This window comes from Pseudomonas sp. NFX183, from assembly GCF_047943075.1.
In the GTDB taxonomy this organism is placed as follows: domain Bacteria; phylum Pseudomonadota; class Gammaproteobacteria; order Pseudomonadales; family Pseudomonadaceae; genus Aquipseudomonas.
This window is the reverse complement of record NZ_CP181333.1, coordinates 1,406,596-1,431,654: the sequence shown is the minus strand read 5'-3', so window position 1 is coordinate 1,431,654 and position 25,059 is coordinate 1,406,596. Positions and strand designations below refer to the sequence as shown.

Annotated in this window: 19 protein-coding genes; 11 read left to right on the top strand and 8 right to left on the bottom strand. The window is 62.4% G+C overall.

The window, feature by feature from the left end; genetic code table 11:
* Positions 1-16: 16 nt before the first annotated feature.
* The 6 genes from prmA to ACM530_RS06790 form a co-directional block, all read right to left on the bottom strand.
* Positions 17-895: a 50S ribosomal protein L11 methyltransferase gene (prmA, locus tag ACM530_RS06815; RefSeq protein WP_106577697.1), complete on the bottom strand. Its 879-nt coding sequence runs from the start codon at positions 893-895 to the stop codon at positions 17-19.
* 277 nt (positions 896-1,172) lie between these two features.
* Positions 1,173-2,534 (bottom strand): acetyl-CoA carboxylase biotin carboxylase subunit, encoded by a 1,362-nt coding sequence (gene accC, locus ACM530_RS06810; protein WP_145160297.1) that lies wholly within the window; start codon positions 2,532-2,534, stop codon positions 1,173-1,175.
* Positions 2,535-2,551: 17 nt separating this feature from the next.
* Positions 2,552-3,013 carry an acetyl-CoA carboxylase biotin carboxyl carrier protein gene (gene accB / locus ACM530_RS06805; RefSeq protein WP_017738537.1) on the bottom strand — a complete coding sequence of 154 codons (462 nt, stop codon included), beginning with the start codon at positions 3,011-3,013 and terminating at the stop codon, positions 2,552-2,554.
* Between the two features lie 24 nt (positions 3,014-3,037).
* Positions 3,038-3,493 carry a type II 3-dehydroquinate dehydratase gene (aroQ, locus tag ACM530_RS06800; RefSeq protein ID WP_016972516.1) on the bottom strand — a complete coding sequence of 152 codons (456 nt, stop codon included), beginning with the start codon at positions 3,491-3,493 and terminating at the stop codon, positions 3,038-3,040.
* Positions 3,494-3,789: 296 nt separating this feature from the next.
* Entirely contained in the window at positions 3,790-4,338 is a 549-nt protein-coding gene (locus ACM530_RS06795) for a methyl-accepting chemotaxis protein (RefSeq protein ID WP_370004716.1), read from the bottom strand.
* A gap of 1,466 nt (positions 4,339-5,804) precedes the next feature.
* On the bottom strand, positions 5,805-7,475 hold the full coding sequence (locus ACM530_RS06790) for a diguanylate cyclase (RefSeq protein ID WP_416364481.1): 1,671 nt from the start codon (positions 7,473-7,475) through the stop codon (positions 5,805-5,807).
* Between the two features lie 299 nt (positions 7,476-7,774).
* Between ACM530_RS06790 and ACM530_RS06785 the strand changes: the two genes are divergently transcribed.
* From ACM530_RS06785 to ACM530_RS06765, 5 genes are all read left to right on the top strand, one after another.
* Complete coding sequence (locus ACM530_RS06785; protein ID WP_145160303.1) at positions 7,775-8,842, top strand: DUF2333 family protein; 1,068 nt, start codon at positions 7,775-7,777, stop codon at positions 8,840-8,842.
* Positions 8,843-8,844: 2 nt separating this feature from the next.
* The gene (locus tag ACM530_RS06780; RefSeq protein WP_145160305.1) at positions 8,845-9,381 is read left to right on the top strand and encodes an NUDIX hydrolase; all 537 of its coding nucleotides are present in this window, start codon (positions 8,845-8,847) and stop codon (positions 9,379-9,381) included.
* A 182-nt stretch (positions 9,382-9,563) separates the two neighbouring features.
* Complete coding sequence (locus tag ACM530_RS06775) at positions 9,564-9,935, top strand: translation initiation factor Sui1 (protein ID WP_005784408.1); 372 nt, start codon at positions 9,564-9,566, stop codon at positions 9,933-9,935.
* Between the two features lie 213 nt (positions 9,936-10,148).
* A complete protein-coding gene (gene speA / locus ACM530_RS06770) occupies positions 10,149-12,062 on the top strand; it encodes an arginine decarboxylase (RefSeq protein WP_145160307.1) in 1,914 nt (637 codons plus the stop codon).
* A gap of 154 nt (positions 12,063-12,216) precedes the next feature.
* Positions 12,217-13,110, top strand: coding sequence for an alpha/beta hydrolase (locus ACM530_RS06765; protein ID WP_416364480.1), 894 nt, complete (start codon positions 12,217-12,219; stop codon positions 13,108-13,110).
* Here the strand turns inward: ACM530_RS06765 and ACM530_RS06760 are convergent.
* Positions 13,055-14,392, bottom strand: a complete 1,338-nt coding sequence (locus ACM530_RS06760; RefSeq protein ID WP_416364479.1) for an MATE family efflux transporter — start codon at positions 14,390-14,392, stop codon at positions 13,055-13,057. The two genes, ACM530_RS06765 and ACM530_RS06760, sit on opposite strands and share 56 nt — an antisense overlap.
* A 202-nt stretch (positions 14,393-14,594) precedes the next feature.
* Here ACM530_RS06760 and ACM530_RS06755 point away from each other — a divergent pair, with 202 nt between their 5' ends.
* Positions 14,595-19,496: an alpha-2-macroglobulin family protein gene (locus ACM530_RS06755; RefSeq protein ID WP_416364478.1), complete on the top strand. Its 4,902-nt coding sequence runs from the start codon at positions 14,595-14,597 to the stop codon at positions 19,494-19,496.
* 139 nt (positions 19,497-19,635) lie between these two features.
* On the opposite strand, the gene ACM530_RS06750 is transcribed toward ACM530_RS06755, so the two are convergent.
* Positions 19,636-19,926: a hypothetical protein gene (locus tag ACM530_RS06750; protein WP_145160315.1), complete on the bottom strand. Its 291-nt coding sequence runs from the start codon at positions 19,924-19,926 to the stop codon at positions 19,636-19,638.
* Positions 19,927-20,116: 190 nt separating this feature from the next.
* Between ACM530_RS06750 and pbpC the strand changes: the two genes are divergently transcribed.
* From pbpC to ACM530_RS06725, 5 genes are all read left to right on the top strand, one after another.
* The gene (gene pbpC, locus ACM530_RS06745) at positions 20,117-22,429 is read left to right on the top strand and encodes a peptidoglycan glycosyltransferase PbpC (protein WP_416365081.1); all 2,313 of its coding nucleotides are present in this window, start codon (positions 20,117-20,119) and stop codon (positions 22,427-22,429) included.
* 316 nt (positions 22,430-22,745) lie between these two features.
* A complete protein-coding gene (locus ACM530_RS06740; RefSeq protein ID WP_119737788.1) occupies positions 22,746-23,054 on the top strand; it encodes a MazG-like family protein in 309 nt (102 codons plus the stop codon).
* A complete protein-coding gene (locus ACM530_RS06735; RefSeq protein ID WP_145160319.1) occupies positions 23,047-23,796 on the top strand; it encodes a methyltransferase in 750 nt (249 codons plus the stop codon). The genes ACM530_RS06740 and ACM530_RS06735 overlap by 8 nt, the downstream gene beginning before the upstream one ends.
* 24 nt (positions 23,797-23,820) lie before the next feature.
* Positions 23,821-24,423, top strand: a complete 603-nt coding sequence (locus tag ACM530_RS06730) for a DUF4136 domain-containing protein (protein WP_106577710.1) — start codon at positions 23,821-23,823, stop codon at positions 24,421-24,423.
* A 44-nt stretch (positions 24,424-24,467) separates the two neighbouring features.
* The gene (locus ACM530_RS06725; RefSeq protein WP_145160321.1) at positions 24,468-25,025 is read left to right on the top strand and encodes a DUF4136 domain-containing protein; all 558 of its coding nucleotides are present in this window, start codon (positions 24,468-24,470) and stop codon (positions 25,023-25,025) included.
* Positions 25,026-25,059 lie beyond the last annotated feature (34 nt).

The following is a 25,059-nucleotide window of genomic DNA, read 5'->3' as shown; positions in this document are numbered from 1 at the left end:
CAGGCAAGCGCTCATTCTAGCGCCGACGACCGCTGATGCGTACCCAGCCATCACGGTTGGCGATCGGATCCAGATCGAAATCCGCGGCATAGGCCGCAGCCACGTCTTCACCTTGTTCGGCAAGAATGCCCGACAGCGCCAGGCGACCTCCTGGCTTGACCAGGCTCGACAGTTGCGGAGCCAGGGAAACCAAAGGGCCGGCGAGGATATTCGCCACCAGCACATCGGCCTGCACCTGGGGCAATTGTTCCGGCAGGTAGAGGGGGAATTTGCCCTCAGGAATGTTGTTGCGCCCGGCGTTATCGCGGGAGGCTTCCAGGGCTTGTACGTCGATGTCGGTGCCGACGGCTTCCTTGGCGCCCAGCAGCAGGGCGGCAATTGCCAGGATCCCCGAGCCGCAGCCGAAGTCCAGCACGTTGCAGTCGGTCAGGTCCTGGCCGTCCAGCCATTCCAGGCACAGGGCGGTGGTCGGGTGGGTGCCGGTGCCGAACGCCAGGCCCGGGTCGAGCAACAGGTTGACGGCATCCGGCTCAGGTGCGGCGTGCCAGCTCGGTACGATCCACAGACGCTGGCCAAAGCGCATCGGCTGGAAGTTGTCCATCCAGCTGCGTTCCCAGTCCTGGTCTTCGATCACTTCGCTGTGGTGCTCGGGCAGCGGGCCGCCGGTGAGCAACTCCATATGGGCCAGCACGGCGGCGGCATCGGTGCCGTCTTCGAACAGGGCCAGCAAGTGGGTGTGCGACCACAGCGGCGTGGTGTTGAGTTCGGGTTCGAAGATCGGTTGGTCTTCGGCGTCCATGAACGTCACCGAGACGGCGCCGACTTCAAGAAAAGCGTCTTCGTAGGTTTCGGCTTGTTCTGGGCTGATGGCGAGACGGACTTGCAGCCAAGGCATGGCGGGCACCTTTGAAAAAAATGAGTGTGCGACGGCGGGGTCGCGAAAGCGCGCAAGTTTACGCGAGCGAACAGCAGAAGACGACTGTGCTGAATGAACACGGACCGAATGTGGGAGGGGGCCTGCCCCCGATTGCGGTGTGTCAGTCTCAGTATCTGTAACTGATCCACCGCTATCGGGGGCAAGCCCCCTCCCACATTTGGACTATGGACATCTTCAGAATAGAGGGCTCAGAAACAACAAAGCCGCCCTAAGGCGGCTTTGTTGGGTGGAGCACTTACTGGTTGGCCAGTTTGTGTTCCAGGTAGTGAATGTTCACACCACCTTCGCAGAAGCCTTCATCACGCACCAGGTCCCGATGCAGCGGGATGTTGGTCTTGATGCCGTCTACCACGATTTCGTCCAGGGCGTTACGCATGCGGGCCATGGCCTCGTCGCGAGTGGCGCCCCAGGTGATCAGCTTGCCGATCAGCGAGTCGTAGTTGGACGGAACCTTGTAGCCGCTGTACAGGTGCGAATCGACGCGAACGCCGTTGCCGCCCGGAGCATGGAAATGCTTGACCAGGCCTGGACTTGGGATAAAGGTTTTCGGGTCTTCGGCGTTGATCCGGCACTCCAGGGAGTGGCCGTGGATCTTCACGTCGTCCTGGGTAAACGACAGCGTGTTGCCAGCGGCGATGCTCAGCATCTCCTTGACGATGTCGATACCGGTGACCATCTCCGACACCGGGTGCTCTACCTGCACACGAGTGTTCATCTCGATGAAGTAGAAGCGGCCGTTCTCGTAGAGGAACTCGAACGTACCGGCGCCACGGTAGTTGATGTCGATGCACGCCTTGACGCAACGAGCCAGTACTTCCTGGCGCGCGGTTTCGTCCAGGCCGGGTGCCGGCGCTTCTTCCAGTACCTTCTGGTGACGGCGCTGCAGCGAGCAATCGCGGTCGCCCAGGTGGATGGCGTGGCCCTGGCCGTCGGACAGTACCTGCACTTCCACGTGACGTGGGTTGGTCAGGTACTTCTCCAGGTAGACCATCGGGTTGCCGAACCAGGCAGCCGCCTCGGAGCGGGTCTGCTTAGCGGCTTCGATCAGGTCTTCTTCCTTGTGCACCACGCGCATGCCGCGACCACCACCGCCACCGGCGGCCTTGATGATCACCGGGTAACCGACTTCGCGACCAATGCGCAGCGCGGTTGCCTCGTCTTCAGGCAGTGGGCCATCGGAGCCTGGAACGGTTGGCACGCCGGCAGCGATCATGGCGTCCTTGGCCGATACCTTGTCGCCCATCAGGCGAATGGTTTCGGCTTTCGGGCCAATGAAGGCAAACCCGGATTTTTCCACTTGTTCGGCGAAGTCGGCGTTTTCCGCAAGGAAGCCGTAGCCTGGGTGGATGCCATCAGCGCCGGTCACTTCAGCGGCCGCGATGATGTTGGAGACCTTCAGGTACGAGTTGGTCGCCAGTGGCGGGCCGATGCAGATGCTCTCGTCCGCCAGTTTCACGTGCATCAATTCGGTATCGGCCGTCGAGTAAACAGCGACGGTCTTGATGCCCTCTTCCTTACAGGCGCGCAGGATACGCAGCGCGATCTCGCCGCGGTTGGCGATCAGGACTTTTTGCAGTTTCTTCGCAGGTTTCAACATCGAAGGCGCTCCGCGGTTCAAACGATGGTGAACAGCGGCTGGTCGTACTCAACCGGCTGACCGTTTTCTACCAGGATGGATTCGATGACGCCGGCTTTTTCAGCAGTGATGTGGTTCATCATCTTCATCGCTTCAACGATGCAGATGGTGTCGCCCACTTTCACGGTTGCGCCGACTTCAACGAAGGCTGGCGAGGTCGGTGCCGGGGTGCGGTAGAACGTACCGACCATTGGCGACTTGACCACGAAGCCGTTCAGTACAGGCGCGGCAGGTGCGGCTGGAGCAGCGGCAGCAGGTGCGGCGGCTGGCGCAGCAGCGGCCGGAGCCGGTGCTTGCATCTGAGGTGCGTAGAACTGTTGAGCCGGGGTCTTGCTGTGCCGGCTGATCCGTACGGACTCTTCGCCTTCCTTGATTTCCAGCTCGTCGATACCGGATTCTTCCAGCAGTTCGATCAGTTTCTTAACTTTACGGATATCCATGAATCATCAACTCCCAAGGGTCGGTCAGGGGCGCTTGGCCGGTTGTTCAATGTGTTCCAGGGCGGCCTCCAGGGCCAGTCGGTAACCGCTGGCGCCAAGGCCGCAGATCACGCCTACCGCTACGTCGGAGAAGTAGGAGTGATGGCGGAAAGCTTCGCGTTTGTGCACGTTGGACAAATGCACTTCGATGAATGGGATGCTCACCGCCAGCAGCGCGTCACGTAATGCAACACTCGTGTGCGTAAAAGCGGCGGGATTGATCAGGATAAAGTCCACGCCTTCGCCGCGCGCGGCATGGATGCGATCAATCAATTCGTACTCGGCATTGCTTTGCAGGTAGAGCAAATGGTGGCCGGCCTCACGCGCCCGTCGTTCAAGATCAAGGTTGATCTGATCGAGGGTGACTGCCCCGTAGACGCCCGGTTCGCGGGTGCCGAGCAGGTTCAGGTTGGGTCCGTGAAGAACCAGTAAGGTCGCCATCGGCTGTTCCTTGTTATTGAAGTGGGTACGTCAGAACCCGGCGACTATGCCGCAAAGCCTTTGTGACTGTCCAGTTCTATGCAGTAGGCAGCACGATTAGCGATGATTGCGCAAAATTTGTGACTGGGGTGCAGTATCCAGTCATTGGCAACACTGTCTTGAAGACTGTGGATGTCAAATGTGGGAGGGGGCTTGCCCCCGATGCGCTGCATCAGGCAACACATGCAGTGAGTGACACACTGTCATCGGGGGCAAGCCCCCTCCCACTTTTTGCTCTCCATATGGCAGGAGATGGCTCAAACCCGGAACGCCTGAACCGCCGTATTGAGCTGCCCACCCAGCACCAGCAGGTGTTCGCCCTGGCGGCGGCCCTGGCCGATGCGCAGCAGATTATCCTCCCCCAACTGGTGAATCCGCTCGCTGTTGTCGCGAATCTCACTGACGGCGCCACTCTGCTGCGCGGTCACATCGGCGATGCGCACCGACGTGTCGGAAATGGTCTGGATTGCCCCGACGATTTCATCCAGCGCGCCATCCGCTGCCTGGGCTTGCTGGGCGGTGGCCTCGGCGTGCTCGACCTGAGTGCGCATGCCTTGCACCGATTGGTGGGCGGCGGTTTGCAGGCCGGCGATCAGGCTCTGGATTTCGGCCGTGGCGCCGGCGGTGCGTTGCGCCAGCGAGCGCACCTCATCGGCAACCACGGCAAACCCGCGTCCAGCCTCACCGGCCCGTGCAGCCTCGATGGCGGCATTGAGCGCGAGCAGGTTGGTCTGGTCGGCAATCGCGCGAATCACCGTCAGCACGCCGCCGATGGTGGCGGATTCTTCGGCGAGTTTTTCGATCATCTGCGCGTTTTGCTGCACCTCGCCCACCAGGGCGTGCAGCCCGGTCAGGCTCAGGCCGATCACCCGCTGGCCCTGTTCCACCGCCTGGCCCGCACTGCGGCTGGCGCCGGCCGCCTGACTGGCATCGCCGGCGACTTGCTGGATGGTCGCCTCCAGTTCACCCAGCGAATCACGGATCTGCGCCGTATCGCCGGCCTGGCGCTCGGCGCCGTCGTGCAGCCCGCTGCTCAGTTCGGCGAGGGCGCGGCTGCTGCCGGCGACTTCTTCGGCATTGCCGCGAATGGTGCCCACCAAGTCCACCAGGTAAGCGCGCAAGCGGTTAAGCGAGGCCTCGATGTCGTGCAGTTCGCGGTTGGTCTTGCCCAAGGCGATCGACTGGCTGAAGTCGCCTTCGGCCCAGGTGGACAAGGCCGGTGCCAGGTTGGTCAGTACCCTTGCCAGCCGTCGTTGCAGCGTGTCGATCAGCAGTGCGATGAGCAAAATCAGCCCGATCATCACGCCTTGCATCAGGCGCACTTCGCCCTGGATTCTGGCGTGTTGCGCGCGAACAACGGGTTCCAGGCCGGCGATGGCTTGCTGCACGGCAGCAATCTTCACATGCGTGCTGTCGGCCAGTGCAGTGCGCAGCTGGATCTGATCGCGAGTGCGTTTGAGCTCGGCAGGGTAGCGGGTCAGCAGGCTGTTGAGTTCACGTTTGAGGTCCACGCCGGTGTCTTGCGCTTCGGCTTTTTCGCTGCTTTCCAGGCCCAGCATGGCGGAGAAATCATCCGCGCTGGACGCGGCGCTGGCCTTTACGCCCAGCAGCGGTAACTGCGCCAACAGGTCGGCCTGCGTGCGGATGCTGGCAACTTCGCGCTCCACCTCATCGGCCAGCTCTGCGCGCCCGCTGCTCACCAGCTTGTCGCGGGCCAGAGACAGTTTGCCCAGGTGCTGGGACGCGGCCATCAGCGGCGGCAAGTAGCGTGCAGCGTCGGGTGAAGTGACGCCCGTGGCGTACTGGCTCAATTGCTCCAGGTTCGCGCCCAGCTCACGTTCGGCTTGCAGCAGCAGGGCTTGCGGGTCGCCGGCCAGTTTGCCGGCAGCCAGCAGGTCGGTTTTGCTGAACGTGTCCAACTCGACCAGGCTGGGGCGCAGGTTCTGCGCGAGGTCTGCCGGCAGTTCGTCGAGGTGCTGCAGGAGGTTTTCCAGGCTCTGGCCGGCACTGCTCAAACGCAACGCGTCGCCGCTGGCCAGGTAGTCGTCGATATTGCGCGCGGCCTGATTCTGAAATGTCTGCGACAGGCCAAGGTAGCGCTCCATCAGCAAATAAGGCCGTTCCAGTGCCCGTTGCGACCACCATAGCGTCGCGCCAAGGGCCAGGCACACGGCCACCAGCAGAAGGGTATTCAAATTGGTCAGCAGCTTCAGGCGCATGCGTGGTTTCAACCGACAGCAAAAGATAAGTGCCTGAAGTTATTGCGTTTCCATTACAGAGTTATGACGGAATCGGTGGATTCCGGTGAAAAGATGGCACTTTGCTTTGATGTGCGCGCAGCGTGTACGCGGTTGCGTCCGGTGTCCTTGGCGCGGTACAGCGCCTCGTCTGCCTGAGCGGCCATCATCAAGCTGTCGGAACCGTCGCACAGCTCCACCAGCCCGGCGCTGAAGGTGCACCACAAATCCTGCGGCTGGGCCGGGTAGTGAATTTCGGCAAACCGCCCACGGATTTCATCCAGCACTTTGCGGGCCGATTCCAGGTCGGTGTCGGGCATCACGATGGCAAATTCTTCACCGCCGTAGCGGCCGATGTAGTCGGTCTTGCGCAAGCGCTGCTTGAGAAACAGCGCCAGGCTCTTGATCACGCGGTCGCCCATCGGGTGGCCGTGGCTGTCGTTGACCCGCTTGAAGTGGTCAATGTCGAGCATGGCAAAGCTCAGCGGCTTGTTCTCGCGGCGCGCGCGGAAGCTGCAGTCTTCGAGCAGTTGCAGAATATGGGTGTGGTTGTACAGCCCGGTCAGGCTGTCACGCACCATCCGCGCCTTGAGGTTGCGCGCGCGGGCGGCGCGGTTGCGCACGGTGGTGATCAGGTGGCGCGGCTTGATCGGCTTGGTGAGGAAGTCGTCACCGCCTTCGCTCATGGCGTCCAGTTGCTTGTCCAGGTCGTCTTCGGCCGACAGGTAGATGATCGGCACGCTGACGTAACGGTCATTGTGGCGGATCACCTTGGCCAGTTCGGTACCGGTACAGGCGGGCATGTACATGTCGAGGATGATCAAATCCGGCTGGAAGTCTGCCAGTTCGGCCATCGCCTGGATCGGCTCGATCAAGGTGCGGGTGACGATGCCGGCGCTGTTGAGCAGGCGCTCGGTGTGCAGCGCCTGAGCGCGTGAGTCGTCGATGATCAGCACCTTATAGGGCTCGTACTGCGCGACGCAGGTCAGCACCTCGATCTTTTCCAAAAGGCTTGAGGCCTCAAGCGTGCCAGTGAGAAATTCCTGGCCGCCGGCGCGCACGGCGGCCAGGCGCGTCGGGGTGTCGGTTTCGTGCAGGCTGAAAAACAGCAGCGGCAGCTTTTGCTCCAGGCCTTCCTGGGCTTCGGCGGCGAGCTTGAGGCCCAGGCCGGCACCGCAGAAATCCACATCCATCACGATGGCCGACGGCAGGCGCTCGGCCAGCGACGCGCGAAAGGCTGCCACGCTGTCCAGCGACTGGGCGCTCATGCCAAAAAATTCAAGCTGCTTGGCCAGGCGCTCGGCGCGGTCGTGATCGGCCAGCATCACGTAGATCGGCTTGCGCATGGGGGGCAGGAAGGTTTGTTCCAGCTGGTCGCCCTGGCGCAGGCCGGTGCGGGACAGGCGCTGCATCAGGCGGTTGAGTTCGGTGATCACCTGGCTGCTCAGGCGGCCGCGATTTTCATCCACCGCCTTGAGGGACTCGCCAATTTGCCGCGCCAGCTGGCCGTGTTCCGGCTGCTCGAAACGCTCGGCAAAGCGCAGCAGGCGCAGGTTGGCTTCGCTGAGTTCGGATAAATCGGTGTTCGACCATTCGCTGCGTTGCAGGCGTTGCCAGATCTCAAGAATTTGACGTGCCTGATGAATTACCCGCTGGGCAAAATGGTGCTTGAGACGCTCACGGCTGGGGTCTTCTGGCTCGGTCATATCCTGACTACTAGTTAGGGTGCATGCAGAGGTCGACTGATGGCTCTATGCTAGCACCTCTTTTCTCTAACATGAGTGTCTTGCGTCAATTAAGTAGCGGTCTGGGCCATTCAGTTTTTGACCTGATGGTCGCGCTGCGTAAAAAGCGTGCTTCATTTATAGTCGAACATCCCCTGCGCGCCACTTTCGGTTAAAAGCCCCGCGCCGATGGGCACGATGGGGTAGGGTTGTGGTCGGAGTGTTTGAACGCACCCGGACAAATGACGTGCATGAACTCAAGTGATTGAAAGGATATCGCCATGCTGGACTGGAAAAACCGCGCAGGCAGTGCCAAAGGCCCCGCCCCTGAGCCCAAGTCGGCCAACCGTAGTTACTTTCGCAACCTGCTGATGAGCAAAGCCTTGCTCAGCGTGCTGGGTTTGTACCTGTTGGTGACCGGCGCCCTGGGTTGGTACTGGAGCGAAGAGCCGGCGCTGTTCCCGGTCCAGCAAAATGCCCAGCTTGCCGCCGAGAAGGAAGGCAAGCAGATGGTGGTGGGCTACACCACCGTCGAAACCCTCAAGACCGTGGTTGGCACCTTGCTGAACAAGCCCGGTGGCTACATTTCCAACGACCGTTTCCCGCCGGGCCTGTGGATGGACAACATGCCGAGCTGGGAATATGGCGTGCTGGTGCAAGTGCGTGACCTGACCCGTGCCCTGCGTAAAGACTTCGCCCGCTCCCAGTCGCAGTCGGCCGAAGACGCTGACTTGGCCAAGGCCGAGCCGCGTTTCAACTTCGATAACAAGAGCTGGGTGCTGCCCTCCAGCGAGTCGGAGTACCAGGAAGGCATCAACTCCCTGAGCCGCTATGAAGCGCGCCTGTCGGACCCGAACCAGCGCGGCGCACTGTTCTATGCGCGTGCCGACAACCTGAACAACTGGCTGGGTGACGTCGCGACCCGCTTGGGTTCGCTGTCGCAACGCCTGTCGGCCAGTGTTGGCCGGGTGAAACTGAACACCGCACTGAAAACCGAAGCCCTGGCGCCGGGTGAAGTGCCGCAGGTCGACGAAGAAGTGGTGGAAACCCCATGGATGCAGATCGACAACGTGTTCTACGAGGCCCGCGGCCAGGCCTGGGCCTTGTCCCACTTGCTGCGCGCCATTGAAGTCGACTTTGCCGACGTGCTGGCCAAGAAAAACGCCACCGTCAGCGTGCGCCAGATCATTCGTGAGCTGGAGGCCTCGCAGGAGCCGGTGTGGAGCCCTATGATTCTGAACGGCAGTGGCTTTGGCGTCCTCGCCAACCACTCGCTGGTCATGGCCAACTATATTTCCCGGGCAAACGCTGCAGTTATAGATTTGCGTCAGCTCCTCAACCAGGGGTGATGATGGACGCTTCTCAAAAGGAGGCCGCGCATCGCGCGGCCTCCGACGCTGAACTGATCGACTGGGTCGACGAGCAGGACAACCTGCTCGGTACCCTGGTGCGATCCGACCTGCGCCAACGTGGCCTGATCGGCCGTTGCACCTTTATCTTCCTGTTCAATGCTGCCGGTGAGTTGTGTGTGCATCGGCGCACCCTGAGCAAAGCCATGTACCCGGGTTTCTGGGACACCGCGGCGGGCGGCATGGTGGCGGCCGGCGAGAGCTACGCCGATTCGGCGGCCCGTGAGCTGGAAGAAGAGCTTGGCGTTGCGGGCGTGGAACTGGTCGAGCATGACCATTTCTACTTTGAGGATGGCGACAGCCGGCTGTGGTGCAAATCCTACTCCGCTGTCTGGGATGGCCCGTTGCGCCTGCAGCCGGAAGAGGTGATGGAAGCACGGTTTTTGCCCATTGAAATTGTCCTGCAGGAAGCCGAACAAAAGCCTTACTGCCCGGACGCTCAAGAGGGCTTGCGGCGCTATCTGGCCTTGCGTCGCTAAAGTTGCATAAATTAGCGCTATTTGGCTCTTAGCAAGTCGGCTTTTTGCCGTTACACTGCGCGACTTTTCACCCGAACCACCTTTACGGTTCGGTAGCGCTGCCCCTGCCTGAGTGGGGCTTCGCGGTCGGTAATGCTCCTGGGGAGCGCCGATCAGTCTTTGTCCTCCCAAGAGGATTGCCGGTGGCCAAAAAAGCCGCATCCTTCGCCGCCCTTGGTGGCCTGGTATTTTCCACCGACGCAGGTCGACACTGTCCGGACTGTCGTCAGCCCGTGGATTCGTGCACCTGCAAACAGACCCTGATCCCTGAAGGCGACGGTATTGCGCGCGTGCGACGCGAGAGCAAAGGCCGTGGCGGCAAGACGGTGACCACCATCACCGGCGTGCCGCTGGCCGAAGATGCCCTGAAGGAACTGGCTACCACGCTGAAAAAGCGCTGTGGCACCGGTGGCGCGTTGAAAGACGGCGTTATCGAGATCCAGGGCGATCACGTCGAGTTGCTGTTGGCCGAGCTGATCAAGCTGGGTTACAAGGCGAAGAAGTCCGGCGGCTAGCAGCCTCTGTGAAACCCACCCCGATCGCCGGTTTGCTGAACGCGAACTGTCGTCTCCATGGTTTTCACAGAGCCTGTTCCTGACCGGTGTCTAAACTCTGTCCTGCGAGTGGGGTCTACCTTCCTTACAGGCAAATCGTCATTTTCATTCTTTAGACTTCGCCAGCCTTACAAGAAGGGTGTGGTGATCTTCGACTTTATATAGGGGACTTCGATGTCCGTACGACGCACACGCAAAGACGATGGCAGCCAATGGACAGTTGCGGACAGCCGCAGTGTTTACGGGATTCGCCATTGGGGGGCCGGGTATTTCGCGATCAATGAAGCCGGTCGCGTTGAAGTCCGTCCGAACGGCCCGAACAGCACGCCTGTCGATCTGTACGAACAAGTTGACGAGCTGCGCAAAAGCGGCCTGTCCTTGCCGCTGCTGGTGCGCTTCCCCGACATCCTGCAAGACCGCGTGCGCCAGCTGACCGGTGCGTTCGACGCGAACATCGAGCGCCTGGAATACCAGAGCAAGTACACCGCGCTGTACCCGATCAAGGTGAACCAGCAGGAAGCGGTGATCGAGAACATCATCGCCACCCAGAACGTTTCCATCGGCCTGGAAGCCGGCTCCAAGCCTGAGCTGCTGGCCGTGCTGGCCCTGGCACCGAAAGGCGGCACCATCGTCTGCAACGGTTACAAAGACCGTGAGTTCATCCGCCTCGCGCTGATGGGCCAGAAGCTGGGCCACAACGTGTTCATCGTGATCGAGAAAGAATCCGAAGTGGCGCTGGTGATCGAAGAGGCGGCCAACCTCAAGGTCAAGCCACAGGTTGGCCTGCGCGTGCGGTTGTCGTCCCTGGCGTCGAGCAAATGGGCAGACACCGGTGGTGAGAAGTCCAAGTTCGGTTTGTCGGCCGCGCAATTGCTGTCGGTGGTCGAGCGCTTCCGCGCTGCCGGCCTGGATCAGGGCATCCGCCTGCTGCACTTTCACATGGGTTCGCAGATCGCCAACCTGGCCGACTACCAGCACGGGTTCAAGGAAGCCATTCGTTACTACGGCGAACTGCGCAACCTCGGTTTGCCGGTGGACCACATCGACGTCGGCGGCGGCCTGGGCGTGGACTACGACGGTACGCACTCGCGTAACGCCAGCTCGATCAACTACGACATGGACGACTACGCCGGCGTGGTCGTGGGCATGCTCAAGGAATTCTGTGACGCGCAGAGCCTGCCGCACCCGCATATCTTCTCCGAAAGCGGCCGTTCCCTGACCGCGCACCACGCCATGCTGGTGGTGCAAGTCACCGACGTCGAGAAACACAACGACGAAATCCCCCTGATCGAGAACAAGGAAAACCTGCCGGAAACCGTGCAGTGGCTGGTGGACCTGCTGGGCCCGACCGACATTGAGATGGTCACCGAAACTTACTGGCGCGCTACGCACTACATGAGCGACGTGGCCACCCAGTACGCCGACGGCAAACTGACCCTGGCCGAAAAAGCCCTGGCCGAACAGTGCTACTTCGCCGTGTGCCGTCGCCTGCACAACTCCTTGAAAGCCCGCCAGCGTTCGCACCGCCAAGTGCTCGACGAACTCAACGACAAGCTGGCCGACAAGTACATCTGCAACTTCTCGGTGTTCCAGAGCCTGCCGGACACCTGGGCGATCGGCCAGGTCCTGCCGATTCTGCCCCTGCACCGTCTCGACGAAGAGCCGCTGCGCCGCGCCGTGCTGCAAGACCTGACCTGCGACTCCGACGGCAAGATCAAGCAATACGTCGACGAGCAGAGCATCGAAACCAGCCTGCCGGTGCACGCCTTGAACGAAGGTGAAGACTACTTGCTGGGCATTTTCCTGGTGGGCGCTTACCAGGAAATCCTGGGCGACATGCACAACCTGTTCGGCGACACCGACTCGGTGAACATCTACCAGCGTGAGGACGGTTCGGTGTACAGCGCCGGGATCGAGACCCACGACACCATCGAAGACATGCTGCGCTATGTGCACTTGTCGCCGGAGGAGTTGATGACGCACTACCGTGACAAGTGCGCGAGCGCGAAGATTAGTGCGTCGGAGCGTACGCAATTCCTCGACGCGTTGCGTCTTGGTTTGACGCGTTCTTCGTACCTGTCGTCGTGATCTAAGCTGATAGCAATCTAATGTGGGAGCGGGCTTGCTCGCGAAGGCGGTACATCAGTCACATATGTGTTAACTGACCCACCGCTTTCGCGAGCAAGCTCGCTCCCACATTTGGATCTTCATTTGGCAGCACCTTCCGTGTGGGGTCTGAACGATGTCGAGCAAATGGCTGCAAGCCTTCACCCTGGCATTCGCCGCATTCCTGTCGGCCTGCTCCCCCATCAAAGTGCTCAACGCACTCACGCCCTCCAGCACCTTCACCAAAACCTCCTCCATTGCCTACGGCGATGACCCGCGCCAAACACTCGATGTCTACCGTCCGATCAAGGCATCGCCCAATACCCCGGTCGTGGTGTTTTTCTACGGCGGCAGCTGGAACAGCGGCGCCAAGGATGACTACGGTTTTGTGGGCGAAGCCCTGGCTTCCCGCGGCATCGTGGTGGTGATCGCCGACTACCGGCTCTACCCGCAAGTGCGCTACCCCTCGTTTTTGCAGGACAACGCCCAGGCCGTCGCCTGGACCTATCAACACATCGCCGACTACGGCGCCGACCCCAGGCAGCTGTACCTGATGGGGCACAGCTCCGGCGCCTACAACGCGTCGATGCTGGCGCTGGATCCACGCTGGCTTAAAGAAGTGAACCTGTCGCCCACAATGCTCAAAGGCTGGATAGGCCTGGCCGGGCCGTACGACTTCCTGCCGATTGAAAACCCTGACGTGAAGCCGGTGTTTTTCTTTCCTGACTCGCCGCCGGATTCCCAGCCGATCAACCATGTCAGCCACGCTGCGCCGCCGAGTCTGTTGATCGCGTCGGTGAGCGACACGCTGGTCAACCCCACGCGCAATACCGGTGGGTTGGCGAAAAAACTGCGCGCAGCGGATGTACCGGTTGAAGCGTTTTACTTCACCAAGACCAGCCACGCGACACTGGTAGCGTCTATAGCTCGGCCCTTACGCTGGCTGGCGCCGGTACTGGACCGCGTCACGGCCTTTATCCAAGCCACTGATTCTGCCGATTCAAGCGCCAGGCAATCGCCCACAAAGTAAGGCTGCGCAGGGCCATGAACAGCAGGAAAGTAAGCCACAGGCCGTGGTTGCCGTACGGCTGCAGTGCCCAGGCGAAGGGCAGCAGCATCGCCACGGTGAGCAGCATGCCGTTGCGCATTTCCCGCGCGCGGGTGGCGCCGATAAACAGGCCGTCGAGCAAGTAGCTCCACACCGCAATCAACGGCAGCACCGCCAGATACGGCAGGTAAATGTCGGCGGTTTCGCGCACGCTGGGGATGTCGGTTTGCATGGCGATAAACAGATGGCCGGCAAAGGTGAACAGCAGCGCGAATCCGGCACTGGCGATCAGTGACCAGCCGCAGGCAACCACCAGCGAACGGCGCAGCGCCTGCCGATCATGGGCGCCGATGGCATGCCCGCACAGGGCTTCGACCGCGTGGGCCAGACCGTCCAGGGCATGCGCGGTCAGCAGCAGGCCATTGAGCAGCAGCGCGTTGGCTGCCACGGTGGCGTCGCCCAGGCGTGCGCCTTGCACCGTGATCATGAAAAACACCGATTGCAGGGCGAGGCTGCGGATGAAAATGTCGCGGTTCACCGCCAGCAACGGGCGCCAGCTTTGCCAGACCTTGAGCGCGGCCCAGGCGATATGCCCGGGGTAGGCGCGCAAGGCGTTTTGCGTCAGGGCCAGGCCGAGCAGGGCGCCGGTCCATTCGGCGATGACCGACGCACGTGCGGAGCCAACCACGCCCCACTCCAGGCCAAGGACGAACCACAGGTTCAAGGCGATGTTGACCAGGTTGGTGGTCAACAGAATCGCCAGCGGCGCGCGGGCGTTTTGCGTGCCCAGGAACCAGCCGACCAAGGCGTAGCTGGCCAGGGCCGCGGGCAGGCCGAACAGGCGCGTGTGGAAAAACTCGCGGGTCAGCTGATTGAGTTCGGGAGAGGGTTGCATCCACTCCAACGCCAGGTGGCTCAGCGGAATGCCGACGGTGCCCAGCAACGTCGCCAACCCCAATGCCAGCAGCAGGCCTTGCAGCAGGATTTGCCGCAGCGCCGCGCCGTCATTGCGCCCGGCGGCTTGGGCGGCGAACCCGGTGGAGCCCATGCGCAAAAAACCCATGGCCCAGGCGAGGAAGGTGTACAGGCTTGCACCGACGGCCACGGCGCCCAACTGGTGGGCGTGGGGCAGGTGGCCGATGACCATGCTGTCGACCAGGGCCACCAGCGGCACCGAAATATTTGACAGGATCATCGGCGCGGCCAGCGCCCAGACGCGACGGTGGGTGGGGCGGTGGCGCCAGTCGGTGAGCAGGGAAGTCATGGAGGCTCCTTTGGGGGAACGGCATTGTAACTGGCCCCCAGCCGCACCATAGAACCAATGTGGGAGCTGTGGGATTTGGCTGGGATAAGCGAGGATCAAGAACCAAAGCACCCTCCGTCGGTCAATGTGACCAGCACCTCATCGGCCCCTCGCAGGCTGATATATAGTTCACCCCTCGGACCCCTCTCACGACGAGTGCCCCATGCTTAACAAAGGACTGTTCCTGGCCTGCGCGCTGGCCCTGCTGAGCGCCTGCGATTCCTCCGATAAACCGGCTGCCCCGGCCTCTCCTGCGGCGGCGACGGTTGCACCCAAACCGGCGAAAGCGGCGGTGGATGTGGCAGCGCTGAAACAGCGTTATGCCGGCCGTGAGTTGAGCGTGGTGGATGTGTCCGAAGTCCAGTTGGACGGGGCCAGCACGCTGTCGGTGAGCTTTTCCATCCCGTTGGACCCCGAGCAGAAATTCGCCGACAAAGTCCACTTGGTGGACAGCAAGTCCGGCAAGGTCGATGGCGCCTGGGAGCTGTCCGATAACCTGATGGAGTTGCGCCTGCGTCACTTGGAGCCGCAGCGCAAACTGGTGCTGACGGTTGACGCTGGCGTGAAGGCGGTCAACGACAACAAGCTCGCTGCCGAGTACAGCGCACGCCTGGAAACCCGTGACCTGCAAGCCACGGTCGGCTTCGCCAGCCGCGGCACCTTGCTGCCGACCCGTCTGGCTGAAGGCCTGCCGGTGATAGCGCTGAATGTCGACAAGATCGACGTCGAATTCTTCCGCATCAAACCCGAATCCCTGCCGTCGTTCCTGGCGCAGTGGGGGCGCAATACCAGCCTGCAAAGTTACGAGTCCCGCGAACTGCTACCGATGGCCGACCTGGTCTACGGCGGCCGCTTCGACCTGAACCCGGCGCGCAATACGCGCGAAACCCTGTTGCTGCCGATCGCCGGCCTCAAGCAGTTGCAACAGCCGGGCGTGTACCTGGCGGTGATGCGCGCCTCGGGCACCTACAACTATTCGCAACCGGCCACGCTGTTCACGTTGAGTGATATCGGCCTGTCGGTGCACCGCTATGCCAATCGCCTGGATGTGTTTACCCAAGCGCTCGAAGGCGGCAAGGCGCTGGAGGGCGTGGACCTCGAAGTGCTGGATGCCGAAGGCCGCGTGCTGGGCCAGGGCAAGACCGAAAAGGGTGGCCATGCCGAGTTGCCGTTGCCGAAAAAAGCCCAGGTGTTGCTGGCCAAGCTTGGCGAACAAACCAGCCTGCTGCGCCTGGACAGCGCCGCGCTGGACCTGGCCGAGTTCGATATCGGCGGCCAGCCGGCGCACCCGCTGCAGTTTTTTGTGTTCGGCCCACGTGACCTGTATCGCCCCGGTGAAACCGTGCTGCTCAACGCCTTGTTGCGCGACAAGGATGGCAATGCCGTCAAGCCGCAACCGGTGAGCGTGGAGGTGCGCCGGCCGGATGAGCAGGTCAGCCGCAAGTTCGTGTGGGATGCCGATGCGTCGGGCCTCTATCAGTACCAGCTGCAATTGGCCGGTGAAGCGCCGACCGGGCGCTGGCAACTGGTGTTCGACCTCGGCGACGGCAAGCCGCAGCTGTATGAGTTTCTCGTCGAGGACTTCTTGCCCGAGCGCCTGGCGCTGGAACTCAAGGGCAGTGACACAGCCTTGAGCCCGGCGGATAACCCGGTGATTCACGTCAATGGTCGCTACCTCTACGGCGCACCGGCATCGGGCAACCGCGTCAGCGGGCAAGTGTATGTGCGCCCGTTGCGCGAGGCGGTCAAATCGCTGCCGGGCTACCAGTTCGGCTCGGTCACCGAAGAAGAACTGAGTCAGGATTTCGAGCTGGACGAAAGCGTGCTCGACGCCAAGGGTCAGGAAGACCTGACGCTGGAAAGCAAATGGGCCGAGGCCAAATCACCCCTGCAATTAATCGTGCAGGCCAGCCTTCAAGAGTCAGGTGGGCGCCCGATCACTCGGCGTCTGGTGCAGCCGATCTGGCCGGCCGAGCAACTGCCGGGGCTGCGTGGCTTGTTCGACGGCAAGGAAACCAACGGCGATGGCCCAGCAGAATTCGAAGTGCTGCTGGCCAACCAGGACGGGCAGAAACTCGCCGCGCAAAACCTCAAGGTGCGCCTGGTGCGTGAGCGCCGCGACTACTACTGGAACTACTCGGAGAGCGACGGCTGGAGTTACCACTTCAACGAGAAATTCCTCAACCTCGACGAACAGACCCTGAACATCAAGGCGGGCGACACCGCCAAGGTCAGCTTCCAGGTCGAGTGGGGCCCGTACCGTGTCGAGGTCGAAGACCCGCAAACCGGGCTGGTCAGCAGCCTGCGGTTTTGGGCCGGCTACCAGGCCCAGGACAACACCGAAGGCGGCGCCGTGCGCCCGGACCAAGTCAAATTGGCGCTGGATAAACCGGCGTATGGCGATGGCGATACCGCCAATGTCACCGTTACGCCACCGGCGGCCGGTAAAGGCTACCTGCTGGTGGAATCCAGTGAAGGGCCGCTGTGGTGGCAGGAAATCGATGTGCCGGCCGAAGGCAAAAGCTTCGCCGTGAAGCTTGACCCGAAATGGTCGCGCCATGACCTGTACGTCAGCGCGCTGGTGATTCGTCCGGGTGAGCGCAAAGCCAATATCACGCCTAAACGAGCCGTGGGTTTGCTGCACCTGCCATTGGATCGCACCCAGCGCAAACTCGGCCTGACCCTTACCGCGCCGGAAAAAATGCGCCCCAAACAACCGCTGACGGTGAAGATCGCCGCCAAGAACGCCGACGGCAGCGTGCCCAAACAGGTGCATGTGCTGCTGGCGGCCGTGGACGTGGGCATCCTCAATATCACCGAATACCCGACGCCGGACCCGTACTCCAGCCTGTTTGGTCGCAAGGCCTATGGCGTGGACCAGTTCGACATCTACGGCCAGTTGATCGAGGCCGGCCAGGGGCGTTTGGCCAGCCTGGCGTTCGGTGGTGATGCGGCGCTGGCCAAGGGCGGCAAACGCCCGGACACCAGCGTGACCATTGTGGCGTTGCAGAGCGCGCCCGTGACTTTGAATGAACAGGGCGAGGGCGAAGTCAGCGTCAATATCCCCGACTTCAATGGCGAATTGCGCCTGATGGCGCAAGCCTGGAGCGATGATCGGTATGGCATGGCCGAAGGCAAGACGGTGATTGCCGCGCCGCTGATTGCCGAGCTGTCGGCGCCGCGCTTTCTCGCCGGTGGTGACCAGACCACGTTAGCGCTGGACCTGTCCAACCTGTCGGGCAACGCGCAGAAACTCGATGTGCAATTGAGCACCGAAGGCCAGCTGGAGTTGGTCAACAGCGGCGCGCAGTCTGTTGAACTCAAGCAAGGCCAGCGCACCACCTTGCGCATCCCGGTCAAAGCCTGGGGCGGGTTAGGGCAGGGCAAAGTCAAGGTCACGGTAAATGGCCTGGACCTGCCGGGGGAAAACCTGCCGCCGTTCAGCCGCGAGTGGACCCTGGGTGTGCGCCCGGCCTACCCGGCGCTGCTCAAGCATTACCGCGCGGTGCTCAAGGATCAGCCGTGGAGCTTGCCGGTCGGCAGTCTGGATCAGTTCGATACCTCGGGGCGCGAAGCGCTGCTGAGCCTGTCGAGCCGGCCGCCGCTGAACCTCGGCGCGCAGATCAGTGCGCTCAAGGCGTACCCCTATGGCTGCCTGGAGCAGACGGCCAGCGGCCTGTATCCGTCGCTGTATGCCGACGCTGCCCTGCTCAAGCGCCTGGGCATCAAGGGCGAGTCGGACAGCGAACGCAAACGCAAGATCGAGCTCGGCATCGAGCGCCTGCTGGGCATGCAGCGCTACAACGGCAGCTTTGGTTTGTGGGGCGCCGACGGCGAAGAGGAATATTGGCTGACTGCTTACGTCACCGACTTCCTGCTGCGCGCCCGCGACCAGGGCTTTGCCGTGCCGCCTGAAGCGCTGAAGAAAGCCAGCGAGCGCCTGCTGCGTTATGTGCAGGAACGCAACCTGATCGAAGTGGATTACAGCGACAACGCCGACCACACCCGCTTTGCCGTGCAGGCCTACGCCGGCATGGTGCTGGCGCGCAGTCAGCAAGCGCCGTTGGGCGCGTTGCGCAGTATCTTCGAGCGCCGCAGCGAGGCGCGCTCGGGGTTGCCGTTGGTGCAGTTGTCCATTGCCTTGCAAAAAATGGGCGACCAGCCACGTGCCGATCAAGCCTTGCTTGCCGGCCTGGCGGCGCAACGCAATGCCAACGAGTGGCTGGCCGACTACGGCAGCCCGCTGCGTGACCAGGCGATGATCCTGGCTTTGCTTGAAGAAAACGACTTGGCCAAGGGCAAACGCGAGGAGCGTTTGTTTACGCTCTCGGACCAGTTGGCCGCCAGCCCTTATCTCTCGACCCAGGAACGTAATGCACTGTTCCTGGCCGGGCGCCTCGGGTTCTCACAGCCGGAGTCGAACTGGCAGGTGTCGCTGACCGGCAGTGGCGGTGTGCAAACGTTGAACAACCAACAATCGACGCTGGCGCTGGATGGCAAGCAGCTGTCCAGCGACCTGACCCTGAGCAATCAGGGCGAGGCGCCGGTTTACCAGCAACTGACGATCTCGGGTTACCCCCAAGTGCCACCGGCACCGGGCGGCGACAACCTGAGTATCCGCCGCGAATACCTGGGCATGAATGGCCAGCCGTTGAACCTGCATAACGTCAACAGTGGCGACCTGGTGCTGGTGCATGTGGCGGTCAGCGCCAAGCAGCGGGTGCCGGACGCGTTGGTGGTTGACCTGTTGCCGGCTGGGCTGGAGCTGGAAAACCAGAACCTGGCACAAAGTGCAGCCAGCCTGGAAAACGCCAGCAGCCAGGTGAAGGAGTGGCGCGAGTCGATGCAGAACGCGTCGCTCAAGCACCAGGAGTTCCGCGATGACCGCTATGTGGCGGCGATGAACCTTGAGGGTTATGGCGCCACCACGCACTTGTTGTACCTGGCGCGGGCGGTGACGCCGGGGACTTATCGCGTGCCGCCGCCGCAGGTGGAGTCGATGTATCGGCCGAACTGGCAGGCGGTGGGGGAGACGCCGGCGGATTTGGTGATCAAGGGGCGCTGATACCTGGCGGTAGGAATGGGGTTCAAATGTGGGGGCTGGCTTGCCTGCGATGGCGGTGGGTCAGCCGGCACGTTTGGTGGCTGATAGATCGCTATCGCAGGCAAGCCAGCTCCCACAGGGGATTGGGGGGGCTTGGGGTTTAGTGCACAACCCAGCTGAGTAGCCAGAGGCCGAGCATTAGCCAGATGACGCCCAGGATGATCGAGGCGCGCATGAAGGCGCGAACGGCCGAATACAGGAAGAGCAGGCCGATGATCAGGGTGATGATGCTGATGATCGAGGTGTCCATGCCCAGTGCGCGGGACATGCCATTGACGAAGTCGCCACCGGCATGGGTGAGCATATTGAACAGCCCACTGAAGAATTCGACGATGTAGTGGATGATCAGGCCAATCGTGTTACCCAACCATCCGAAAAAGTCTGCTTGCATAGGTGTGTCTCGATGAATAAGTGGACGAAATTGCCAGCACTGGGCCTTTGGTCGCGAAGGGTCGCGGCTAGTTCCGTGAAGCATAGAGGTTTGCGCGGTTGAATTTGCGATTTGTTGTGGGTGGGGTGGGGCGGTTGTGAGTGAGCTGACTGACAAATCGCTTTCGCGAGCAAGCCCGCTCCCACATTTACTGGGCTGGGCATTTGGATGTGTGTTGGCAGTCATTGCCCTCTTGTGGCTGGCGGATCGTATTTGGCCGTTGCCGCTGCCCAAGGATGATTTGGCCCGGGTGGTGCTGGCCGAGGATGGCACGCCGTTGTGGCGCTTTGCCGATGCCAATGGCGTGTGGCGGTATCCGGTGCAGACCCGTGAGGTGTCGCCATATTACCTGGACGCGCTGCTCACCTACGAAGATCGCTGGTTTTACGAGCACCCCGGCGTGAACCCGCTGGCGCTGGTGCGGGCTACGTGGCAGAACCTGACCGGCGCGCGGGTGGTGTCGGGCGGCAGCACCTTGTCGATGCAGGTGGCGAGGCTGCTCGACCCGCACTCGCGCACTTTGCACGGCAAGCTGCGTCAGCTGTGGCGCACTGCGCAGTTGGAATGGCATTTGTCCAAGGACGAGATCCTCAATCTGTACCTGAACCGCGCGCCCTTCGGCGGTACGTTGCAGGGCGTGGCGGCGGCCAGTTGGGCGTATTTGGGCAAGTCCCCGGCGCAGCTGACCCATGCTGAAGCCGCGTTGCTCGCCGTATTGCCTCAGGCGCCGAGCCGTCTGCGCCCGGATCGCCACCCGCAACGCGCCCAGCAGGCCCGCGACAAAGTGCTGCGCCGCCTTGCCGAATTCCAGGTATGGCCGCAATCGGCCGTTGATGAAGCCCTGGAAGAGCCGCTGTTGCTCGCCCCTCGGCTCGAACCCAGCCTCGCGCCGTTGCTGGCCCGCCGTCTCAACCGTCCGGACAGCCCGCCGCTGATCCGCACCACCCTGGACGCTACGCTGCAACGCCGCCTCGAAGACCTGCTGCTGGGTTGGCGCGCGCGGCTGCCGGAACACACCTCCGCCGCCATTCTGGTGGTGGAAGAAGAAACCATGGCCGTGCGCGCTTACCTCGGTTCGGTGGATATCAATGACGCCAAGCGCTTTGGCCATGTGGACATGATCAGCGCGCTGCGCTCGCCCGGCTCCACCTTGAAACCCTTTCTGTATGGCATGGCACTGGACGAGGGGTTGATCCACTCCGAATCGCTGCTGCAGGACGTGCCCCGGCGCTATGGCGATTACCGGCCAGGCAACTTCTCCATGGGTTTCAGCGGCGCAGTGCCGGCGAGTACGGCGCTGTCCAGTTCATTGAATTTGCCGGCGGTGCAGCTGCTGGAGGCCTATGGGCCGAAACGGTTTGCTGCGCAGATGCGCATCGGCGGCGTGCCGCTGGCATTGCCGGCGTTGGCCGAACCGAACCTGGCGCTGATTCTGGGCGGGGCGGGCAGCCGTCTGGAAGACTTGGTCAGCGGTTACAGCGCCTTTGCCCGCGACGGCAGGAGTGCTGCTATCCGATTACAGCCGGACGATACGCTTAAAGAACGGCCTTTATTGTCGCCAGGGGCCGCCTGGATTGTGCGGCGCATCCTCAGCGGCCAGGCGCGGCCCGACCGAGACCCGCGTGCCGAGCTGGTGCAGCGCCCGGTGCTGGCCTGGAAAACCGGCACCAGCTATGGCTTTCGCGATGCCTGGGCGATGGGGGTGGGGCCGCGCTACTTGATCGGCGTGTGGATCGGCCGACCTGACGGCACGCCCGTGCCGGGGCAGTTCGGGCTGGCCTCGGCGGCGCCGTTGATGTTGCAGGTACATGACGTGCTGACCAACCGCGACAGCCAGCGCGGGATCAGCGCGCCCGCCAAGCCGGTGCCTGCCAATGTTGGCGTGGCCGCGATCTGTTGGCCGCTGGGCCAGCCCATGAGCCGCAGCGACCCCAATTGCCGCCGCCAGCGCTTTGCCTGGACGCTGGACAACACCACGCCGCCGACCTTGCAGGCGTTGGACCAGCCGTTGAGCATGGGATTGATGGAAAGCGTGTGGGTCAATGCCAAAGGCTTGCGGGTGGACGCGCATTGCCCTGGGGCAGTGTCAAAAAATATCGCCTTGTGGCCTGCACCGCTGGAGCCCTGGCTGCCTAGGGTGGAGCGCCGCGAGGCGCGCATCCCGGCCACCGACCCCGACTGCCCACCGCCAGCGCTGGCCGCCTCGTCGCCGCTGTCCATCGTCGGCGTACGCGAAGGCGACCAACTGCGCCTGCCCGCCGCCAGCCAGCAGGCCCTGCACTTGAAAATCTCTGCCCTGGGCGGCAGTGGCCGGCGCTGGTGGTTCCTCAACGGCGCGCCACTGGGCGATAGCGCCAACCAGGACAGCATCAACGCCAGCTTCGAACAACTGGGCCGCTACCAGCTCAGCGTCCTCGACGAAGCCGGCCAAACCGCCCGCCTCGAATTCAGCGTCGTCGATTAGCCATCCCCGCCCAACCCCCCCACCCCAACCCAACCCATTGTGGCGAGCGGGCTTGCCCCGCGTTGGGCTGCGCAGCAGCCCCAGAAATGTATCGCGTTGTCAGATTTCAGGGCCGCTTCGCGCCCCAACGCGGGGCAAGCCCGCTCACCACAACAAGCCCGCTCGCCACCACAAGCCGCTCGCCACAACATGCCCGCGAACACCTATCAAATGCAGGCGCTGGCTTGCCTGCGATGCCGCCCTCAAGCACACCACCGGGATTCACTTGCCTTCATCCCTGATCCCCCCGAAGCTATACACCTTCAGGAGCCCCCGCATGAACCTCGAACACCTCACCGAACGCCTGCACCGCATCCGCGATAACAACGACTGGAAGCAGTTCCACAGCCCGAAAAACCTGGCCATGGCCGCCAGTGTGGAAATGGCCGAGCTGGTGGAAATCTTCCAATGGCTGAGCGAAGACCAATCGCGCCAGCTACCCGCCGACACACTCGCCCACGCCGGGCAGGAAGTCGGCGATATCGTGCTGTACCTGCTGTTGCTGTGCAGCGAGTTGGGCCTGGACATGAACGAGGTGGTGCGCGCCAAACTGGCCGACAGCGAACGGCGGTTTGCCCATGAGTGATCGTCATTTCGACCAACTGGCCACGCGCTTTGCCGAGAAAATCTACGGCGGCGCCAAAGGCGCGATTCGCCTGGCGGTGCTCCAGGCCGACCTGATCGAAGCCCTGCCGGACCGTCCATTGCGTGTGCTGGATATCGGCGCGGGCCTGGGGCACATGTCGCTGTGGCTGGCCGAGCGCGGCCACCAAGTGACCTTGGCCGAGCCCGCCGAGCCGATGCTCGAAGGCGCACGCCAACGCTTTGCCGACGCCGGCCAGAGCGCAACCTTTATCCACGCGCCCTGGCAGGAACTGCTCGGCCAACTCACCCAACCTTACGACCTGGTGCTGTGCCACGCCGTGCTGGAATGGCTGGCCGAACCCCATGCGATCCTGCCGGTGCTGCACCAGCTCACCGTGCCGGGCGGCTGGCTGTCGCTGGCGTTCTATAACCGCGATGCGCTGATTTACCGCAACCTGCTCAAAGGTCACTTTCGCAAAATGCGCAAGAACGACATGGCCGGCGAGAAACAGAGCCTCACCCCGCAACAGCCGCTCGACCCACGTGAGTTGGCGGCGCAACTCGAGGGGCTCTGGCAGGTCGAAAGCCAAAGTGGCGTGCGGGTGTTCCACGACTATATGCCGGTGGAATTCCAGGCCCGCGCCGATTTACAGGATTTGTTGGAGATGGAACTCGCTCACCGTCGTCACCCAAGCTTTGCCGGACTTGGGCGTTATTTGCACTGGATGTGCCGTCCGGTTTAAGCGGCCCAGTCTGCGGAGGTCGAAATGCGTCGTCTGTGTTTGATCCTGTTGTCGGTGGGCTTGAGCGCCTGCTCCAGCCCTAATCCCTACGTGGCCGCTTCGGCGCCGATGCCGCCGGCACCGGCCCAGGCGGCCAACACCTTTGATGCCAGCGCCTACCCGGCCCCGGTGCGCGACTATGGCGCCTACCGCAGCTGGGGCTGGCTCAACGGCCAACTGCCGGCGGGCACGGCCTGGGCCGACTCGGCGCAGATTGCCGAGGCGGTCAGCGGCGCCCTCGACCAGCGTGGCCTGCGCCCCTTGCATGACAACCGTGCGCCCGACCTGCTGGTGAGCGCCGATGTGCGTCTGGAAAAACGCCTGCGCCAGGTCCAGGACGACTATGGCTACGGTTACGGCGGCTATAACCGCTATGGCAATGGCTACGGCATGTACAACACCGTACCGGTGGTGCGCACTTATGAAGTGACGGTCGCCGTGGCGCGCATCAGCCTGTTCGATGCCCGCACTCGCCAGCCGGTGTGGAGCACCAGCGCCGAAACCGCCAGCCAGGGCAGCCTGAGCCAACGGGCCGATGCCTTGCGTGAAGCGATGCAGAAGGCAATGAGCGCCTATCCACCCAGTTAGCAGCTATTCTCATTTCAGGCTGAAGCGTCTTTTGGAGATAAACCATGTTTCGTCGCATTGCTGCACTTGCTGTTGTCGTGTTGCTGGGCGGTTGCCAGTCCAACCAGGTCAACCACGACTTTGACGCCAGCCGCGACTTCGGCGCCTACCGCAACTGGGCCTGGAAAGACCCGGCGCTGCAATATCGCCCGGATGATCCGCGGATCAAGAGCGACCTCACCGAGCAGCGCATCCGCCAGGCCGTCGGCGAACAACTTGACCAACGCGGCCTGCGTCCCGCCGCAGCCGGCACCAAGGCCGATCTGAACGTGCAGGCTTACCTGATCGTCGAAGACCGCCAGCAGCAAGTCACCACCAACTACGGCGGCGCCTGGGGTGGCCCATGGAATGGCTATTGGGGCGCGCCGATGTACAACGAAACGCGCAGCATCACCTACAAAGTCGCGACCATCCAGATCGACTTGCTGGACGGCAAGGACGGCAAGCTGGTGTGGCGCGGCAGTGACGAGCAGATGATGGCCAGCAGTCCAAATCCACAGGATCGCAACAACGCCATCCGCACCACCGTCAGCAAAATCCTCTCCAACTACCCACCCCACTAAACCTTTCCCCATTTCCCTGTGGGAGGGGGCTTGC

Coding starts and splice junctions, on each gene's coding strand:
- prmA (WP_106577697.1), bottom strand. CDS start 895: ATGCCTTGGCTGCAAGTCCGTCTCGCCATCAGCCCAGAACAAGCCGAA.
- ACM530_RS06725 (WP_145160321.1), top strand. CDS start 24,468: ATGTTTCGTCGCATTGCTGCACTTGCTGTTGTCGTGTTGCTGGGCGGT.
- ACM530_RS06765 (WP_416364480.1), top strand. CDS start 12,217: ATGTCGAGCAAATGGCTGCAAGCCTTCACCCTGGCATTCGCCGCATTC.
- aroQ (WP_016972516.1), bottom strand. CDS start 3,493: ATGGCGACCTTACTGGTTCTTCACGGACCCAACCTGAACCTGCTCGGC.
- accB (WP_017738537.1), bottom strand. CDS start 3,013: ATGGATATCCGTAAAGTTAAGAAACTGATCGAACTGCTGGAAGAATCC.
- ACM530_RS06750 (WP_145160315.1), bottom strand. CDS start 19,926: ATGCAAGCAGACTTTTTCGGATGGTTGGGTAACACGATTGGCCTGATC.
- ACM530_RS06755 (WP_416364478.1), top strand. CDS start 14,595: ATGCTTAACAAAGGACTGTTCCTGGCCTGCGCGCTGGCCCTGCTGAGC.
- speA (WP_145160307.1), top strand. CDS start 10,149: ATGTCCGTACGACGCACACGCAAAGACGATGGCAGCCAATGGACAGTT.
- ACM530_RS06735 (WP_145160319.1), top strand. CDS start 23,047: ATGAGTGATCGTCATTTCGACCAACTGGCCACGCGCTTTGCCGAGAAA.
- ACM530_RS06785 (WP_145160303.1), top strand. CDS start 7,775: ATGCTGGACTGGAAAAACCGCGCAGGCAGTGCCAAAGGCCCCGCCCCT.
- ACM530_RS06740 (WP_119737788.1), top strand. CDS start 22,746: ATGAACCTCGAACACCTCACCGAACGCCTGCACCGCATCCGCGATAAC.
- ACM530_RS06780 (WP_145160305.1), top strand. CDS start 8,845: ATGGACGCTTCTCAAAAGGAGGCCGCGCATCGCGCGGCCTCCGACGCT.
- ACM530_RS06790 (WP_416364481.1), bottom strand. CDS start 7,475: ATGACCGAGCCAGAAGACCCCAGCCGTGAGCGTCTCAAGCACCATTTT.
- ACM530_RS06730 (WP_106577710.1), top strand. CDS start 23,821: ATGCGTCGTCTGTGTTTGATCCTGTTGTCGGTGGGCTTGAGCGCCTGC.
- accC (WP_145160297.1), bottom strand. CDS start 2,534: ATGTTGAAACCTGCGAAGAAACTGCAAAAAGTCCTGATCGCCAACCGC.
- ACM530_RS06760 (WP_416364479.1), bottom strand. CDS start 14,392: ATGACTTCCCTGCTCACCGACTGGCGCCACCGCCCCACCCACCGTCGC.
- ACM530_RS06795 (WP_370004716.1), bottom strand. CDS start 4,338: ATGATCGAAAAACTCGCCGAAGAATCCGCCACCATCGGCGGCGTGCTG.